The sequence below is a fragment of the Donghicola eburneus genome, from assembly GCF_900115865.1.
GTDB classification, from domain to species: Bacteria; Pseudomonadota; Alphaproteobacteria; order Rhodobacterales; family Rhodobacteraceae; genus Donghicola; species Donghicola eburneus.
The window spans coordinates 21,217-37,256 of the sequence record NZ_FOXY01000004.1 but is presented as its reverse complement, the minus strand read 5'-3'; the positions used below and the strand labels follow the sequence as shown (position 1 = coordinate 37,256).

General features: G+C 60.6%; 15 protein-coding genes and 1 pseudogene. 12 read left to right on the top strand and 4 right to left on the bottom strand.

The genetic code is table 11. The features are described from left to right. Nucleotides 1-53: 53 nt before the first annotated feature. The 7 genes from BM225_RS07785 to selD are packed head-to-tail and all read left to right on the top strand — an operon-like array spanning nucleotide 54 to nucleotide 8,221. Nucleotides 54-2,909 (top strand): monovalent cation/H+ antiporter subunit A, encoded by a 2,856-nt coding sequence (locus BM225_RS07785; RefSeq protein ID WP_072708636.1) that lies wholly within the window; start codon nucleotides 54-56, stop codon nucleotides 2,907-2,909. Between the two features lie 8 nt (nucleotides 2,910-2,917). After that, the gene (locus BM225_RS07780; protein WP_072709401.1) at nucleotides 2,918-3,268 is read left to right on the top strand and encodes a Na+/H+ antiporter subunit C; all 351 of its coding nucleotides are present in this window, start codon (nucleotides 2,918-2,920) and stop codon (nucleotides 3,266-3,268) included. Next, nucleotides 3,265-4,911, top strand: a complete 1,647-nt coding sequence (locus BM225_RS07775; RefSeq protein WP_092464150.1) for a monovalent cation/H+ antiporter subunit D — start codon at nucleotides 3,265-3,267, stop codon at nucleotides 4,909-4,911. Before BM225_RS07780 ends, BM225_RS07775 begins: the two co-directional genes overlap by 4 nt. Then, nucleotides 4,911-5,402, top strand: a complete 492-nt coding sequence (locus BM225_RS07770; RefSeq protein WP_072708631.1) for a Na+/H+ antiporter subunit E — start codon at nucleotides 4,911-4,913, stop codon at nucleotides 5,400-5,402. Before BM225_RS07775 ends, BM225_RS07770 begins: the two co-directional genes overlap by 1 nt. Further along, nucleotides 5,402-5,671: a K+/H+ antiporter subunit F gene (locus BM225_RS07765; RefSeq protein WP_072709399.1), complete on the top strand. Its 270-nt coding sequence runs from the start codon at nucleotides 5,402-5,404 to the stop codon at nucleotides 5,669-5,671. Before BM225_RS07770 ends, BM225_RS07765 begins: the two co-directional genes overlap by 1 nt. A 6-nt stretch (nucleotides 5,672-5,677) precedes the next feature. Next, a complete protein-coding gene (locus BM225_RS07760; protein ID WP_072708628.1) occupies nucleotides 5,678-6,067 on the top strand; it encodes a Na+/H+ antiporter subunit G in 390 nt (129 codons plus the stop codon). 3 nt (nucleotides 6,068-6,070) lie between these two features. Next, nucleotides 6,071-8,221 carry a selenide, water dikinase SelD gene (selD, locus tag BM225_RS07755; protein ID WP_072708626.1) on the top strand — a complete coding sequence of 717 codons (2,151 nt, stop codon included), beginning with the start codon at nucleotides 6,071-6,073 and terminating at the stop codon, nucleotides 8,219-8,221. On the opposite strand, the gene mnmH is transcribed toward selD, so the two are convergent. Both mnmH and BM225_RS07745 read right to left on the bottom strand, forming a co-directional pair. Next, complete coding sequence (mnmH, locus tag BM225_RS07750; protein WP_072708624.1) at nucleotides 8,208-9,260, bottom strand: tRNA 2-selenouridine(34) synthase MnmH; 1,053 nt, start codon at nucleotides 9,258-9,260, stop codon at nucleotides 8,208-8,210. The two genes, selD and mnmH, sit on opposite strands and share 14 nt — an antisense overlap. A 119-nt stretch (nucleotides 9,261-9,379) precedes the next feature. After that, nucleotides 9,380-10,249 (bottom strand): branched-chain amino acid aminotransferase, encoded by an 870-nt coding sequence (locus tag BM225_RS07745; protein WP_072708622.1) that lies wholly within the window; start codon nucleotides 10,247-10,249, stop codon nucleotides 9,380-9,382. Between the two features lie 165 nt (nucleotides 10,250-10,414). Here BM225_RS07745 and BM225_RS07740 point away from each other — a divergent pair, with 165 nt between their 5' ends. From BM225_RS07740 to dxs, 5 genes are all read left to right on the top strand, one after another. After that, a complete protein-coding gene (locus BM225_RS07740) occupies nucleotides 10,415-10,927 on the top strand; it encodes a MarR family winged helix-turn-helix transcriptional regulator (protein ID WP_072708619.1) in 513 nt (170 codons plus the stop codon). Beyond that, nucleotides 10,924-11,625 (top strand): response regulator, encoded by a 702-nt coding sequence (locus BM225_RS07735; protein WP_072708617.1) that lies wholly within the window; start codon nucleotides 10,924-10,926, stop codon nucleotides 11,623-11,625. Before BM225_RS07740 ends, BM225_RS07735 begins: the two co-directional genes overlap by 4 nt. A gap of 114 nt (nucleotides 11,626-11,739) precedes the next feature. Further along, on the top strand, nucleotides 11,740-11,985 hold the full coding sequence (locus tag BM225_RS07730) for an exodeoxyribonuclease VII small subunit (RefSeq protein ID WP_072708614.1): 246 nt from the start codon (nucleotides 11,740-11,742) through the stop codon (nucleotides 11,983-11,985). A gap of 6 nt (nucleotides 11,986-11,991) precedes the next feature. Further along, nucleotides 11,992-12,867: a polyprenyl synthetase family protein gene (locus BM225_RS07725; RefSeq protein WP_072708612.1), complete on the top strand. Its 876-nt coding sequence runs from the start codon at nucleotides 11,992-11,994 to the stop codon at nucleotides 12,865-12,867. A gap of 25 nt (nucleotides 12,868-12,892) precedes the next feature. Further along, complete coding sequence (gene dxs, locus BM225_RS07720; protein WP_072708610.1) at nucleotides 12,893-14,818, top strand: 1-deoxy-D-xylulose-5-phosphate synthase; 1,926 nt, start codon at nucleotides 12,893-12,895, stop codon at nucleotides 14,816-14,818. On the opposite strand, the gene BM225_RS22095 is transcribed toward dxs, so the two are convergent. Both BM225_RS22095 and BM225_RS07715 read right to left on the bottom strand, forming a co-directional pair. Continuing rightward, a complete protein-coding gene (locus BM225_RS22095) occupies nucleotides 14,815-15,213 on the bottom strand; it encodes a YybH family protein (RefSeq protein ID WP_276326942.1) in 399 nt (132 codons plus the stop codon). The two genes, dxs and BM225_RS22095, sit on opposite strands and share 4 nt — an antisense overlap. Beyond that, a pseudogene (locus tag BM225_RS07715) lies at nucleotides 15,190-16,038 on the bottom strand (SDR family oxidoreductase); the annotation flags it as partial. The gene BM225_RS22095 and the pseudogene BM225_RS07715, both read right to left, overlap by 24 nt. Between the last annotated feature and the right edge of the window lie 2 nt (nucleotides 16,039-16,040).

Below are 16,040 nucleotides of genomic sequence, written 5' to 3'. Positions count from 1 at the left end.
GGGTACCCTGCTAACCAAACTGCTAACTGCAACTAATTGAGGGTCCAGCCCCGGTGTCACTCTTTCTGATCGCTGCTCTACCCTTCATTGGCGCTTTGCTGCCCGGCCTGATGATCCAGGCGGGGCGGAATACCTGTTCGACCTGGACGGGTATTATCTCTCTGTCCGCATTGATTGGCCTGTTGGTCCATGCCCCCGCCGTGCTGCGGGGCGAAGTGATCACGGCCTCGGTCGAATGGATGCCTGCGCTTGGTCTTAACGCTAGTTTCTACCTTGATGGTTTGGGGCTGCTTTTCGGGACGCTGATCCTGGGTATCGGGTGTTTGATCATCCTGTACGCTCGGTTCTATCTGTCCACGAAAGACCCGATGGGGAACTTCTACACCTACCTCCTGCTGTTCCAAGGCGCGATGGTGGGGATTGTCCTGTCGGATAACATCTTGCTTTTGCTGGTTTTCTGGGAGCTGACCTCGCTGTCGTCCTTCCTGCTGATCGGTTATTGGAAGCACCTGCCCGAAGGGCGCCAAGGCGCACGGATGGCTCTGACTGTGACCGGCATGGGCGGTTTGGCCCTAATCGGCGGCATGCTGATGCTCGGGAATATCGCGGGCACCTACGAGCTGACCGAGCTTTTGGAAAAGCGCGATCTGATCCAAGCGGACCCGCTGTACGTTCCGGCGCTGTTGCTGATCCTTTTGGGTGCGTTCACCAAGTCTGCGCAATTCCCCTTCCACTTCTGGCTGCCGCGCGCGATGGCTGCGCCGACGCCTGTGTCGGCCTATCTGCACTCGGCTACCATGGTGAAGGCGGGCCTGTTCTTGATGGCGCGCCTGTATCCCGTGATGTCTGGCACCGCGGAATGGTTCTGGATCGTCACGCTGGCGGGTCTGATCACAATGGTCTTGGGCGCGCTGATCGGCATCTTCCAGAATGACCTGAAGGGGCTGTTGGCCTACTCGACCGTCAGCCATCTGGGCCTGATCACCATGCTGCTGGGCTTTAGCACCGAAGCGGCTGTAATCGGCGCTGTGTTCCACATCATCAACCACGCGACCTTCAAGGCTTCGCTCTTTATGACCGCTGGCATTGTCGATCACGAGGCGCATACGCGCGACATCACCCGATTGGGCGGCTTGCGGCACTTGATGCCGATCACCTTTATCATTTCGGCTGTGGCGTCTCTGTCGATGGCGGGCATTCCGCCGTTCAACGGCTTCCTGTCCAAAGAAATGATGCTCGAGGCGGCTGCGCACACCTATCTGGGGGACAATCACTGGCTGGTGCCTGCGCTGGCGACCTTGGGCGCGCTGTTCTCGGTTGCGTATTCGTTCCGCCTGCTGATCCACACTTGGTTCGGCCCTGTGCGTGATGACTATCCGCACAAGCCCCACGATCCGCCGTTCGGCATGTGGCTGTCGCCTGCGTTCCTTGCCATTCTGGTGGTGATGATCGGTCTCTTTAGCCAAGCGCTGGTGGGTCCGCTGGTCGATACGACCGCTGCGTCTGTGATGGGCAATGGTGCGCATCCCCATGCGCATCTGAAGTTGTGGCATGGCGTGACACCTGCACTCTACATGTCGGGAATCGCTGTTCTGGGTGGTCTGGTGCTGTTGGCGCTGTACCGGCCGGCCAACGGACTGTGGCATGCGGTGCCCCGTCCCGATGCCAAGGTTATCTTTGATGCTATCGTGGGCGCTGTATCGTCCGCTGCGGCTTGGATCACCGGAACCCTGCACGATGGCAAGCTGACCCGCTATGCGGCGATCTTCTTTGTCTTTGCGGTTCTGGCCTCGTGGCATGCCTTTACCGGTGGCCAAGGTGTAAGCCTGCCGCGCGAGCCGATGCAGGCTGACATCATTCCGATCATTGCGTGGTTTGCGCTGATCGTTGGTACAGGCGTCACTGTCTTCTATCACCGTCATCGCCTGTTGGCGCTGGTCGTGCTGGGGATCATCGGCGTCGTGATTTCGCTGTCGTTTAACTACCTGTCCGCGCCTGACCTTGCCTTGACCCAGTTGTCGGTCGAGGTTGTGACCATCGTCTTGCTGCTGCTGGCGCTGAACTTCCTGCCGGAATTCACGCCGCGTGAGAGCAGCACAGCGCGTAAGGCACGCGACCTGATCATCGCGGGCGGTGTTGGGGTGGCAGTCGCCGCGCTAGCTTATACCGTGATGCTGACCGACTTTGCGATGCCCTCGATCGCGGAATACCATCTGGCCAACAGCCACGATCTGGGTGGCGGGGATAACGTGGTGAACGTTATCCTCGTGGACTTCCGTGGCTTTGATACCTTTGGCGAGATCACCGTTCTGGGGATCGCCGCTCTGATCATCTATGGCGTGACCGAAGGGCTCTTGGGGTCCAAAGTGCGCCTGAGCTTGCTGGAGCGTACGCCGAACCATCCCGTCGCGGGCGACGAGCACCCGCTGATGATGGTGGTCGCGACCCGTCTGCTGCTGCCCATCGCGATCATGGTGGGCGTCTACATCTTCTTGCGGGGTCACAATGATCCAGGGGGCGGCTTCGTCGCCGGTCTGGTCGTGGCTATTGCGCTGCTGATGCAGTACATGGCGTCGGGCTATGACTGGGCTGACCAGCGTCAGCGCTATCCCTACCACGCCACGATCGCGAGCGGTGTGATCATCGCAGCGATCACGGGCATCGGGGCGTTCTTTAACAACATGCCGTTCCTGACCAGTGATTACGGGTACTTCCAGTTCCCGCCGCTGGAGAAGTTCGAGCTGGCGACGGCCATGGGCTTTGACCTTGGGGTGTTCCTCGCGGTTGTTGGCGCTGTCATGCTGACACTGGAAAGCCTGTCGCGTCTGGCTTACCGCCGCGGTGATGTGCCTGATGAATACCCGATGGACATCAACCCATCGCGCCTGCCCAAGAGCGAGGATCACTAACTATGACCATCGAGTTTCTTGTCGCGAGCGCCATCGGTGTGCTGACCGCAGCAGGGATCTATCTGATCCTGCGCTTCCGGACGTTCCCGGTCATTCTGGGAACCTCTTTCCTATCCTATGCTGTGAACATCTACCTGTTCTCGACCGGTCGCTTGATTGTGGGCGCGCCGCCCGTGCTGCAAGGATACGGAGACTATACCTACACGGACCCGCTGCCGCAGGCGCTGGTTCTGACTGCCATCGTGATCGGTTTCGGCATGACTGCCGTCGTTCTGATGATCGCCCTCGCGGCGTATTTGTCGGGCGGCCATGACAAGATCGACATGCAAGACGACGACGCATCGGAGGACCGGGCATGAGCCACTGGATCATTACGCCGATCCTGCTGCCGACCCTTCTCGGCGCATTCATTGTTCTGTCCGTTCGCCATCAAGTGGCGCTGCAGCGGGTCTTCTCGCTGGTCGGACTGTCCTTGCTGCTAATCAACGCGCTCGGCCTGTTTGTCTATGCCCAAAGCGGGGATATCTGGGTTTACGAGCTGGGGGCATGGCCTGCGCCCTTTGGCATTGTCATCATGCTGGACCGGTTGTCCGCGTTGATGGTGCTGCTGACTGCGGTGTTGGCAATGTGCGTCATGCTGTATGCCATTGGGTCCGACTGGGACAAACGCGGCAAGCATTTCCATGCGCTTTTCCAGTTCCAGCTGATGGGCGTGATCGGCGCCTTTATGACGGGCGACGCGTTCAACCTGTTCGTTTTCTTCGAGATCTTGCTGATCGCCAGCTATGGTCTGATGACCTTTGGCGGGGGGACGCGCCGTCTACAGGCAGGTACGCAATACGTGATTTACAACCTGCTGGGATCGACCCTGTTCCTGTTTGCTTTGGGGACGCTGTATAACGTCACTGGCACGCTGAACATGGCAGACATGGCAGCCCGCATTGCTGTGCTAGAGCCGGAGCACACAGCGCTCTTGCGCGTCGGTGTGGTCATGGCGCTGATGGTCTTCGCGGTCAAAGCTGCGATCCTGCCACTGCACTTCTGGCTGCCCGAAAGCTATGCTGCGGGTCCCGCGCCTGTGGCTGCCTTGTTCGCGATCATGACCAAGGTTGGCGCCTACGCGATTTTGCGCATGTTCACGCTGGCCTTCCCGCAGGACTCGCCCGCAATTGCAGGCAGCTATGATGTCTGGCTCTTGCCTGTGATCGTTATTTCGCTTGCTGTTGGCATGATCGGTATTCTGGGGGCCAAATCGCTGTCCAAGATGGTGGCTTACGCTGCCATCGGTTCGGTCGGTACCCTGCTGATCGCGATCGCGCTGTTCACTCCCGAAGCAACTGCCGCCGCGATTTACTACGTGGTGCATTCGACGCTGGCGACTGCAGCGCTGTTCCTGATCGTCGATTTGATCGTCTCCCGCCGGCCACAGTGGCAGGACACCATCCGCGAAGATCGCCCGATGCCGCAGAATGGTTTGGTTGCTGCATTTTATTTCGCCGCCGCGATTGCGATGGCGGGGATGCCGCCGCTGTCCGGCTTCTTGGGTAAGCTGCTGATCCTCGATGCTGCTGTGGGCAACTGGTGGCTTTGGGGCGCGATTCTCATCACCTCGTTGATCGCGATCATGGGCTTTGGTCGCGCCGGTTCGCTGGTGTTCTGGAAGGGCTACGGCCTGCCCGAAACCGACGCGCCTGCTTATGAACATCCCCGTCAGCCCTTGGCCTTTGTCGCCATTGGGGCTCTGATGGCTGGGATTGTTGCGATGACTGTTCTGGCGGGGCCGATGCACCGCTTTGCCATCGCCACCGCAGAGCAACTCTATGACACGGATGCCTATATCTCTGCCGTCATCAACAACACGATGGAAGAGAGCATGGCGCACGAAAAGGATGGCAGCGGTCACGCGCCGGTGGACGAGCATTTGCTTCAGACCGAGGGCGGCGAACATGGCACCGATCATCCGCAAGAGGCCACTGACGGCCATGCAGGGGAGTCCCACTGATGCTGAAACGTATCTTTCCACACCCCTATCTGACGGCTCTGCTCACACTGGTCTGGATGCTGCTCGATAACACTGCCGGTCCGGGCGTGTTCATTGTGGGCCTGATCTTGGGTATCTTTATCCCGATCATCACAGCAGCATACTGGCCGGATCGTCCCGTTCTGAAGCATCCGATCAAGATTGCGGCCTACGTGCTGATCGTCCTGTATGATATCGTCAAATCGAACATCGACGTGGCTCTGATCGTCCTGTTCAAATCCAACGCAGCGCGCAAGCCCGCTTGGGTTACGGTTCCGCTGGATTTGAAAACGCCCGAAGCGATCACGGTTCTTGCGGGTACCATCACCATGACGCCCGGCACAGTGACCGCTGATGTGTCTGCTCAGGGCAGCGCGCTGCTCGTTCATTGTCTGGACGCGCCCGATCCGGATGCCGTTCGTGACGACATCAAATCCCGCTACGAGGCTCGCTTGAAGGAGATTTTCGAATGATCATTTCTTACGCTCTCGATTTCGCCTTCATTTGCTTTGGCCTCGGCCTGCTGCTGACGCTCTATCGCGTGATCTTTGCCCCCGGGGTTGGGGATCGCGTTCTGGCGCTGGATACGATGGTGATCAACGCCATCGCCATTCTGGTTCTGCAGGGCATCCAGCAAGGCACCGAAATCTTCTTCGAAGCGGCAATGGTCGTGGCGATGCTGGGTTTTGTGGGCACCGTGGCCTACGCGCGCTTTATGCTGCGCGGCAACATCATCGAATAAGGGGCATTGGATATGGTTGTAGAAATCATCATCGCGGCCTGTTTGGTCATTGCTGGATTCTTTGGCCTTGTAGGCAGCTTTGGCCTGATCAAGCTGGATCACCCCATGGCGCGTCTGCACGCCCCAACCAAAGCGACCACGCTTGGGGTTGGCGGCGTTCTGATCGCGTCGGTGATCTATTCCTTTGCCTTCGAAGAGCATGGCTCGTTGCACGAACTGCTGATCACGCTTTTCTTGTTTATCACCGCGCCGATTACCGCCAATTTCATTTCCAAGGCCTATTTGCACCGTCACGAGCTTGAGGAAGAACTGCCCGAGCCGAATGGTGACACGAACTGGGCCACCTTGGAGCGTCCCGAGTGGAGCCCCGAGCCGGAGAAAACCCAAGAGGGCTGATCCTTGCTGACATCGCTGCCTGACACCCGCGATCTGGTTTTTGTTGGCGGGGGGCATGCCCATGCCTTGGTGCTGCGGATGTGGGGGATGAACCCGCTTCCGGGCGTTCGGCTGACAGTGATCGACCCGCAGGCGGCAGCACCTTATACCGGTATGCTGCCCGGGCATATTGCGGGCCATTACTCACGCGAAGAGCTGGATATTGATCTGGTGCGCTTGGCGCGGTTCGCGGGCGCGCGCCTGATCCAAGGGCGGGCGGTGGCAATGGACCTCTCTGAACAGGTCGTCACGGTCGAAGGCTATGGTGCGGTGCCGTATGATGTCGCCTCTGTCGATGTGGGGATCACCTCTGACATGCCTGCGATTCCGGGGTTTTCCGAACACGGCGTCGCAGCGAAGCCATTGGGACGCTACTCGGCCGAGTGGGCGGATTTCTTGGAACGAGGCGGTGGCGATGTGGCGGTCATTGGGGGCGGATTGGCCGGTGTCGAGCTGTCCATGGCGATGTCCCATGCCTTGGGCTCCCGAGGGCGAGTATCCTTGATCGAGCGTGGGGCGGTTCTTGCTGAGCAATCTGATCGTCATCAACGCATTCTACGCAAAGAGCTAGAGCGTTGGGGCGTTGCATTGCACGAACAGGCGAACATCGCTCAGGTGCAATCCGACTGTGTTCTGCTAGACGACGACACGCGCGTTCCTGCGGACATGACCGTAGGCGCGGCTGGCGCGCGCCCGCATGACTGGCTGGCACAGACTGGATTGGCATTGGAGCGGGGCTTTATTCGTGTGGATGCGCATCTGCGAACGAGCAATCCAAATGTCTACGCTTGCGGGGATTGCTGCCATCAGGATCCCAGTCCGCGGCCCAAAGCAGGGGTCTACGCGGTCCGCGCCGCGCCCATACTTCTAAATAACCTGAAGGCGGCCTTGGGGGCCGGTCAGGTAAAAGCGTTTCGCCCGCAGAAGACATTTCTGAAGTTGATTTCGCTGGGAGATAAGCGGGCTTTGGCGGACAAGGGCGGGTTTGGGCCGCAAGGTGCCTTGATGTGGAAATGGAAGGACCACATCGACCAGAAATTCATGAACATGTTCCGCGATTTGAAGCGGATGGCAGGCCCTGCTGTACCTGCGCAGGTCGCTGATGGCGTGCGAGAGGAATTGGGTGGCGGCAAACCCCTGTGCGGTGGCTGCGGAGCCAAGGTCGCCGCGGGCCCCCTGCGCGCGGCCTTGGCAAATGTGACGCCGACCAGCCATCCCGATTTGGTCACGGGGCCAGGGGATGATGCGGCAATTGTCCAGATGGGCGAGGTCACCCAAGTGATCACCACTGACCATCTGCGCGCGTTTTGGGAGGACCCAAAGGTCTTTGCCCGCATCACGACCATCCACGCTTTGGGCGATATCTTTGCCATGGGCGCGCGGCCCCAAACGGCCTTGGTCAACTTGACGCTTCCGCGTATGTCCCCGCGCCTGCAAGAGCGGCGGCTGGCCGAAGTGATGGAAGGCATCACCGGCGCTCTGGCGGAATGCGGTGCGGCGTTGGCGGGCGGGCATACGACACTGGGGGCGGAACTGTCTCTAGGTTTGACGTTGACCGGCATTCTCGATGGTCCTGCGCGGACCAAGGCAGGGGCACAAGTTGGCGATGCACTCATCCTGACGCGGCCGTTGGGGTCGGGGGTGATCATGGCGGCCGAGATGCAGCTGGCGGCTGATGGGCGCGATGTGGCCGCGCTGCTCAGGGCGCAGGTCGAACCCCGTACGGCAGAGGCAAACGCGCTGCATGGTGTGCATGCTTTGACCGACGTGACCGGTTTTGGTTTGGGGGGGCATTTGGGCGAGATGCTAGAGGCGAGCAGGTGCGGCGCGGTGATCGACCTGTCTGCAGTGCCCGCCTATTCTGGCGCGCGGGAGTTGCTGGCGCGGGGGCAGAAATCGAGCCTGCATGATCTGAATAGGACTGCGGCGCCGATTGATGGACTGATCCCCCCAGAGGCCGAGATCCTGTACGACCCCCAGACGGCGGGCGGGTTCCTAGCTGCGGTACCACAGAGCGATGTGCCAGCCTTGATCGCGGTATTGAAGGCCACCGGCGCACAGCCCGCAGTGATTGGGGAATGCGTCGCGGGACCTGCGCGGATTACTCTGCGCTAAGGCTCAGGCATTGCTCAGCGGCGCGGTCCAGCGCGGCGGTGTCAATCGCATCGCCAAGGTGAATCCGGCCCAGCAGAGTGTGCGGATAGCGGTTTGCGGATTTTTCGTAGCGGCTGTCGTAGTGCTGCTCCATCAACTCAGCCGCGAGCGTGCTAAAGGCGCCAACCTTGGCCAGCTCCATCCAGTGGTCGACCAGCTCGCGGCTTTGGAAGCTCCGAAGGGGCTCCATCCGTGCCATCAGGGCCTCTGGGTCGTCGATTAGATCGGCATAGGCACGGGTCAGATATTCAGCGCGGGCGGGAATGCTGGCGTCAATACGAATCCGCGGGGCTGCGCACATGGCGGTCCAGACCGACGGGGGCACGAGGCGGTCGCCAATGCGGCTGGACTCGGCCTCGACATACACGGGCTTTGAGGGATCAAGGTGCGCGAGCTGCATAGCCAGTTCGCCCTCTGCCTTCTTTTGGCTGGGTTGGGGGTGGCCAACGGCACCAAGCAGCGATCCACGGTGAGCGTAGATGCCTTCGAGGTCGATGACCTGCGCGCCAGCGGATTTCAGATGCGCCAAAAGATCCGTTTTTGCCGTGCCCGTGGGGCCATCGATCAAGATGAATTTGTGAGGGATCGGCTCGTCGTGCATGCTTTTGACGATCAAACGGCGGTAGCTTTTGTAGCCCCCATCAATCAGACCGACGCGCCAGCCGACCTGCGACAGGATTGTCGCGAACGAGCCAGAGCGCTGACCGCCACGCCAGCAATAGACCAGCGGACGCCAGCCGCCTTGGTAATCGTGAAGCTTTTCCTCAAGATGGCGGGCGACGTTTTTGGCGACCAATGCGCCCCCGATCTTGCGTGCGTCAAAAGGGCTGACCTGCTTGTAGATTGTGCCCACGCGGGCCCGCTCCTCGTCATCAAGGACAGGTAGGTTGATTGCGCCGGGTAGGTGATCCTCGGCGAATTCGGCAGGGGCGCGGGCGTCGATGATGGTGTCATACGGCAGGTCGCGCAGGTCGGTGAGGGCGTTCAGGGTCAGCTTCATGGCGGTGCAATCTAGTGGTTTTGCGGGCGGGGGCTAGCCCAGAAACGAAAAGCGCCCGCCGCGCTCTGCCGCAAGGGCAGGCTTGGCGGGCGCTGTCATGGCCGTGGGGCCATGACGGATCAGCTACGCACCAGAGCTTCGTACTCTTCGGCGATGTTGCGCGTGATGTCGCCAACGGTGAAGGTGTAGTCACCGATCTGGCCCACGGGGGTCACTTCGGCAGCCGTGCCGGTCAGCCAGCACTGTTCGAAATCGGCTAGCTCTTCGGGCATGATGCGGCGTTCGTGCACGGTGATGCCCTTGGCTTTGAGCATGTCGATGACGGTCTGACGGGTGATGCCGTTCAGGATCGCGTCCGGGATCGGTGTGTGCACTTCGCCGTCCTTGACGAAGAAGATGTTCGCGCCGGTCGCTTCGGCCACGTAGCCACGGTAGTCCATGAACAGCGCATCCGAGCAACCTTTAGCCTCGGCGGCGTGCTTGGACATGGTGCAGATCATGTAAAGACCGGCCGCCTTGGCAGCGGTGGGGATGGTTTCAGGCGAGGGGCGCTTCCACTTGGCGATGTCGAGTTTCGCGCCCTGCATTTTGGCGTCGCCGTAGTAGGCACCCCATTCCCAAGCGGCAACTGCCATGCGCACAGGGTTTTTCGAGGATGCGACACCCATGTCTTCGCCCGCGCCGCGCCATGCAACAACGCGCACATAAGCGTCGGTCAGGCCGTTCGCTTCGAGAACCGCTTTCTTGGCTTCTTCGATCTGCTCAACGGTGTAGGGGATCGGCATGTCGAGCAAGCCGCCGGACGCAAGCAAACGCTCCGAGTGCTCGATCGATTTGAAGATTTTGCCGTTGTAGCAGCGCTCGCCCTCGAACACCGAGGACGCATAGTGCAGGGCGTGGCTCAGAATGTGGACGTTCGCATCACGCCATTCCACAAGCTGGCCGTCCAGCCAGATTTTCCCGTCACGATCATCATATGCGCCAGCCATCGTCGGCATCCTTCTCTCAGCACGAAATTTGCGAAAATTGCGCTAGTCTGGTCCGATGCGGACATAAAGTTGCGCAAATTCGAGGATTCGCTAACAGTCTGCTCTTGGAATGTCAACAAGGCTGACTTAAAAACGGGGGACACCGAAGGAAGCGAGGGCACTCCGATGGAAGAGCGAGGACATCCCGGTTTACACAGTGGCGAAAGCCTTCTGTTTCTGACCGATGAGCAACTGCGCAAGGGCATCGAGGCAATGTTCTTTGCTTATCGCGGGTTTACGGCAGATCCGGACCGAATCCTGAGTGGGATGGAGTACGGGCGGGCCCATCACCGCGCCATCCACTTTATTAACCGCAGCCCTGGGACCACTGTTAACAATCTGTTGAACACCCTCGGCGTGACCAAGCAATCGCTGAACCGCGTGTTGCGCACGTTGATTGCGGACGGGCTGGTTGAGTCGCGTGTGGGCGAGAAAGACAAGCGCGAGCGTCACCTGTATCTGACGCCCGAAGGCGAGGGGTTGGAGCAAAGGCTGTCCGATGCGCAGCGTGCGCGTATGCGCGCAGCCTACCGTGCGGCGGGTCCCGAAGCTGTGGCTGGCTTTCGTACTGTTCTCGAGGCTATGATGGACCCCGACATGCGACGCCAATACCTGTCGCTGCGGGAGGAGAATTCATGAGCGAACCAGCGCCCCACATCCTGATTGTCGATGATGACGAGCGTATTCGGGGTTTGCTCCAGAAGTTTCTGGCACGAAATGGCTTTCTCGTGACGACCGCCCGCGATGCTGCTCATGCGCGCCGCATCCTTGGTGGGCTTGATTTCGACTTGATCGTGATGGACGTGATGATGCCCGGCGAGGATGGCGTCAGCATGACGAAATCCCTGCGCGAGGACCGGATGACGCCGATCCTGCTGCTGACGGCCAAGGGCGAGACCGAGGACCGGATCGCGGGGCTCGAGGCGGGCGCGGATGACTACCTGCCCAAACCCTTTGAGCCCAAAGAGTTGCTGTTGCGCATGAATGCCATTCTGCGCCGGATGCCGGAGCCGGTGGAGACCGATGCGGCACCCAAGCTGCTGCAACTGGGTCCCGTGCGCTATGACATCGACCGCGGCGAGATGTGGCAGGGTGACACGCCCGTGCGTCTGACCGCGACCGAGGCGCAGCTGATGCGGATCTTTGCCGCCCAACCCGGAGAGGCGCTGACCCGCACCAAACTGGTCGAAGAATTGGGTCGCGATAAAGGTCAGGCGCAGGAACGCGCTGTGGACGTCCAGATCACCCGCCTGCGCCGCAAGCTGGAAGAAGACCCCAAGCAGCCTCGGTATCTGCAAACTGTGCGCGGGGCTGGGTACATGCTCGCGCCGGATTAACTCTGCTCTGGTTTGGACTGGACAGGGCGCGGGACTCGACCCATCTCAGGGAATGTGATTTTACAAAGGCAGCCGCCGCGTGCGGCTGAACCGGAAATTTATAGGGGCCTTCCGATGACCACCGATACACCTGTCAACGAACTCAGCTTCGAAGCCGCCATGAACGAACTGGAAAAGGTCGTCGGTCAGCTGGAAAACGGTCAGGTCCCGCTGGAAGAATCGATCACCCTGTATCAGCGCGGCGCAGAGCTGAAGAAGCATTGCGAGGCCAAGCTGAAGGCCGCAGAGGAAAAGGTCGCGCAGATCACGTTGGACGGCGACGGCAATCCCACAGGTCTGAAGGCCGCCGAAGGTCTCTGATCCCCGATGCAGCAGTTTTTGGATGGGCAGGCGCGGGCGAAATCCGCGATCCAGTCCGAGTTTGACCGTATTTTTGCGGGCCTGCCGAGCGAGCCTGTGCATCATGCGATGGCCCACGCGGTTTTGAACGGGGGCAAGCGCCTGCGCGGCTTCTTGGTGCTCGAAGGCGCGCGGCTGCACGGCGTCGATCCCGCCCGTGCAATCCTGCCGGCCTGTGCGATCGAAGCTTTGCACGCCTATTCCTTGGTGCATGATGATCTGCCCTGCATGGATGACGACGACCTGCGTCGCGGCCAGCCCACCGTTCACGTAAAATGGGACGAGGCGACTGCGGTTCTGGCCGGCGATGCGCTGCAAACACTGGCGTTTGAACTTTGCGCTGATCCCGCGGCCGGTCCTGCCGAGGTCCGTGCCGACCTGTGTCTGACCCTTGCCCGCGCCTCTGGTGCGCAAGGAATGGTATACGGGCAGGCGCTGGATATCGCGGCCGAAACCGCAGACACACCGCTGACGCTGGAGCAGATCACCAAGCTACAAGACGGTAAAACCGGTGCCCTGATCCAATGGTCGGCAGAAGCAGGCGCCCGTCTGGCGCAGGCCGATGTGATGCCGCTCTCGACCTACGCCAAGGCGCTGGGTCTTGCCTTCCAGATTGCTGACGACATCCTTGATGAAACCGGGGACGAGGCCAAGGCTGGCAAGCGTCTGCAAAAGGATGCCGAGGCGGGCAAGGCGACCTTTGTTTCTTTGCTGGGTCTTGATGGCGCGCGTCAGCGCGCGGCCGATCTGGTGACGCAGGCCTGCGACGCTCTATCTCCATATGGGAAACAGGCCGAGAGCTTGCGGGAAGCGGCTCGTTTCGTTATCTCCCGCGAAAGCTGAAACGCCCCCAAGGAGGCGCGCCCTTATGTCGAACCGTCCCGAGACGCCATTGCTGGACCAGATCACGACCCCTTCGGACATGAAGGGACTGTCGGATGCACAGCTGAAACAGCTGGCGCGCGAAGTGCGGGCCGAGACGATCAGTGCTGTCTCTGAAACCGGCGGGCATCTTGGTGCGGGGCTTGGCGTGGTCGAGTTGACGGTCGCGTTGCATGCGATCTGGGATACGCCCAAGGACAAAATCATCTGGGACGTGAGCCACCAGAGCTATCCTCACAAGATTCTGACCGGCCGCCGCGATCGCATCCGCACGCTGCGCCAAAAGGACGGACTGTCCGGTTTTACCAAGCGTTCAGAAAGCCCCTATGACCCGTTCGGCGCGGCGCATTCCAGCACCTCGATCAGCGCGGCCTTGGGCTTTAGCGTGGCGCGAGATCTGGGGGGCAACTGCCCCGAAGGCTTGGGCGACGGGATCGCCGTGATCGGGGATGGTTCGATCAGCGCGGGCATGGCCTACGAGGCGATGAACAACGCCGGCCACCTGAAAAAGCGCCTGATCGTTATTCTGAATGACAACGAGATGTCGATTGCGCCTCCCGTTGGCGCGATGTCGTCTTATTTGTCGAAACTCTATGCCGAGCGTCCCTTCCATGACCTGAAAGAGGTTGCCAAGGGCGCGGTCGGCTTCCTGCCCGAACCCTTCCGCGAGAGCGCCAAGCGCGCCAAAGACATGCTGAAGGGCATGGCGACGGGCGGCACTTTGTTCGAGGCCTTGGGCTTTAGTTATGTCGGTCCCATCGACGGCCACGATATGGACCAGCTGCTGCCTGTTCTGCGCACCGTCCATGACCGCGCAACCGGCCCGATCCTGATCCACGTCCTGACCCAAAAGGGCAAAGGCTATGCCCCCGCCGAGGCTGCCGCTGATAAAGGTCATGGTGTTTCCAAGTTCGACGTAGTCACGGGCAAGCAGAAGAAAACCCCCTCGAACGCGCCGAGCTATACCGGCGTGTTTTCCAAGGCACTGCTGGACGAGGCCGCGCGCGACACCAAGGTTTGTGCCGTCACTGCCGCGATGCCTGATGGCACTGGCCTGAAGCAGTTTCAGGACCGCTATCCCAGCCGCTGCTTTGACGTGGGTATCGCTGAACAGCACGCTGTAACCTTTGCCGCTGGTCTGGCGGCGGGTGGTTTGCGCCCGTTCTGCGCTCTCTATTCGACGTTCCTGCAGCGTGGCTATGATCAAGTGGTTCACGACGTGGCGATTCAGCGTTTGCCTGTCCGTTTCGCGATTGACCGCGCAGGTCTGGTGGGTGCCGATGGCGCGACCCATGCTGGCGCGTTCGACACCGCGTTCCTAGCCAACCTGCCCGATTTCGTCGTCATGGCGGCGGCAGACGAAGCCGAACTCGTCCACATGGTCGCCACCGCAGCAGCCTATGATCAGGGCCCGATCAGCTTCCGCTATCCTCGTGGCGAGGGCACCGGCGTGGAGATGCCCGAGCGTGGCGAGATCCTAGAAATTGGCAAGGGCCGCATGATCCGCGAGGGTAAAGGCGTCGCGATCCTCTCCTTTGGCACCCGCCTGCAAGAGGTCATGCAAGCCTGCGAGGCATTGGACGCGCGCGGCATTACTCCGACCGTGGCCGATGCGCGCTTTGCCAAGCCGCTGGACCGCGACCTGATCCTGAAGCTCGTGGAGACCCACGATGCTCTGATCACCGTCGAAGAGGGCGCGATTGGCGGCTTTGCCAGCCATGTTTCGCATCTGTTGGCCGAAGAGGGCGTGTTCGATCGCGGCTTCAAATTCCGCAGCATGGTTCTGCCGGACATCTTTATTGACCAAGCCAACCCCCGTGACATGTACGCGGTCGCTGGCCTGAACGCCGAAGACATCGAGGCCAAAGTGCTGGACGTCATGGGCGTCGAGACGCTGGGGAAACGGGCCTAAGTCTCGTTCGGATCAAACGAGTGGTGGACGTGAAACGCCCGCCACGAACCTTTTTGCATCTTCAGACAGAAGGTACTGCGGACCCCCGGTTTCGGGGCGGACGCATAGCGTAGGGTCGCTGATAGCGTGGCCGTATCGCCGTGGAACCAGACCTGCGGGCTATCGATCTCCAGCTGTTCAATCGTTCCGTCGTCGAAGAATGTCTGAACGGCGGTCAGATGCGCGGGCAGGTCGTCGCTGTCATTGCCAACATGATTGTCCCAGAATCGCACCCGATCCTCGGTATAGCAGTCCCTCAACGCGTTGATGTCGCGGGCATAGAAAGCGTTGTTGTAGCGCTCCAGAAAACTCAGAACAGAACTGCGCGGATCCTCGACCGATAGCGATTTCTGCAAGCCAGCGCGGTAGTCGGGATAGGCGAGTTCGACGCCGAGCTCTTCTTTGATGCGGGTGTTATCGACGCGCTTGCTCTCGGCGTAGAAACTGCGGGCCATGGGGGTCATGTCCGCATCTTCGAAGTTCACGGCAGGGGGCAGGGGCATCCCGAGCAGTTCGGCCGCATAGGCGATGACGTCCTGCGGCGGGGCAGGGTCATTGTCACAGACGTTATAGGCGCGGCCGGGGTTGGGCTGCGCGATGCTGGCCGCCAAGACCTGCGCGATGTCGTCCACGTGGATGCGGCTGAAGACCTGTCCCTTTTTGATGATCCGGCGGGCTTTGCCTGTGCGGACCTTTTCAAATGGACCGCGGCCGGGGCCATAAATGCCAGCAAGGCGGAAGATATGCAGAGGCAGTCCGTCGATGCTGCCCCACGCTTGTTCGGCGTTCTTGCGGGACATGCCACGCGGGGTGGCGGGGATCAGCGGTGCGTCCTCTGTCACCCAGCCGCCATCATGATGGCCGTAGACGCCTGTAGTGGACAGATAGCCCACCCATTCCAGTTCACTGGCCCGCCGCGCGATGGTGTCACGATAGAGTGCAAGCACCGGATCGCCCGCATCTTTGGGGCCAGCCGAGATCAGGATGTGGCTGCATTCCTCTAGGGCCGCGCGCACCTCGTCGCTGCCCCAGAGCAGGGGTATCACGCCGCGCGCCTCTAGCTCGGCAAAGTTCTCGGTCGAGCGGGTGGTGCCATAGACGCGCCAACCCTGAGGGATCAGGAGGCGGTCGAGTGCTTGGGCCGAGTAACCGTGGCCAAAGGAAAGCAAAGTCTTTGTCATGC

What these genes read in the sequence shown, in the direction of transcription:
- BM225_RS07725 (WP_072708612.1), top strand. Translation starts at nt 11,992, where the DNA reads ATGCAGCAGTTTTTGGATGGGCAGGCGCGGGCGAAATCCGCGATCCAG.
- BM225_RS07740 (WP_072708619.1), top strand. Translation starts at nt 10,415, where the DNA reads ATGGAAGAGCGAGGACATCCCGGTTTACACAGTGGCGAAAGCCTTCTG.
- BM225_RS07735 (WP_072708617.1), top strand. Translation starts at nt 10,924, where the DNA reads ATGAGCGAACCAGCGCCCCACATCCTGATTGTCGATGATGACGAGCGT.
- BM225_RS07745 (WP_072708622.1), bottom strand. Translation starts at nt 10,249, where the DNA reads ATGGCTGGCGCATATGATGATCGTGACGGGAAAATCTGGCTGGACGGC.
- BM225_RS07770 (WP_072708631.1), top strand. Translation starts at nt 4,911, where the DNA reads ATGCTGAAACGTATCTTTCCACACCCCTATCTGACGGCTCTGCTCACA.
- BM225_RS07730 (WP_072708614.1), top strand. Translation starts at nt 11,740, where the DNA reads ATGACCACCGATACACCTGTCAACGAACTCAGCTTCGAAGCCGCCATG.
- dxs (WP_072708610.1), top strand. Translation starts at nt 12,893, where the DNA reads ATGTCGAACCGTCCCGAGACGCCATTGCTGGACCAGATCACGACCCCT.
- mnmH (WP_072708624.1), bottom strand. Translation starts at nt 9,260, where the DNA reads ATGAAGCTGACCCTGAACGCCCTCACCGACCTGCGCGACCTGCCGTAT.
- BM225_RS07775 (WP_092464150.1), top strand. Translation starts at nt 3,265, where the DNA reads ATGAGCCACTGGATCATTACGCCGATCCTGCTGCCGACCCTTCTCGGC.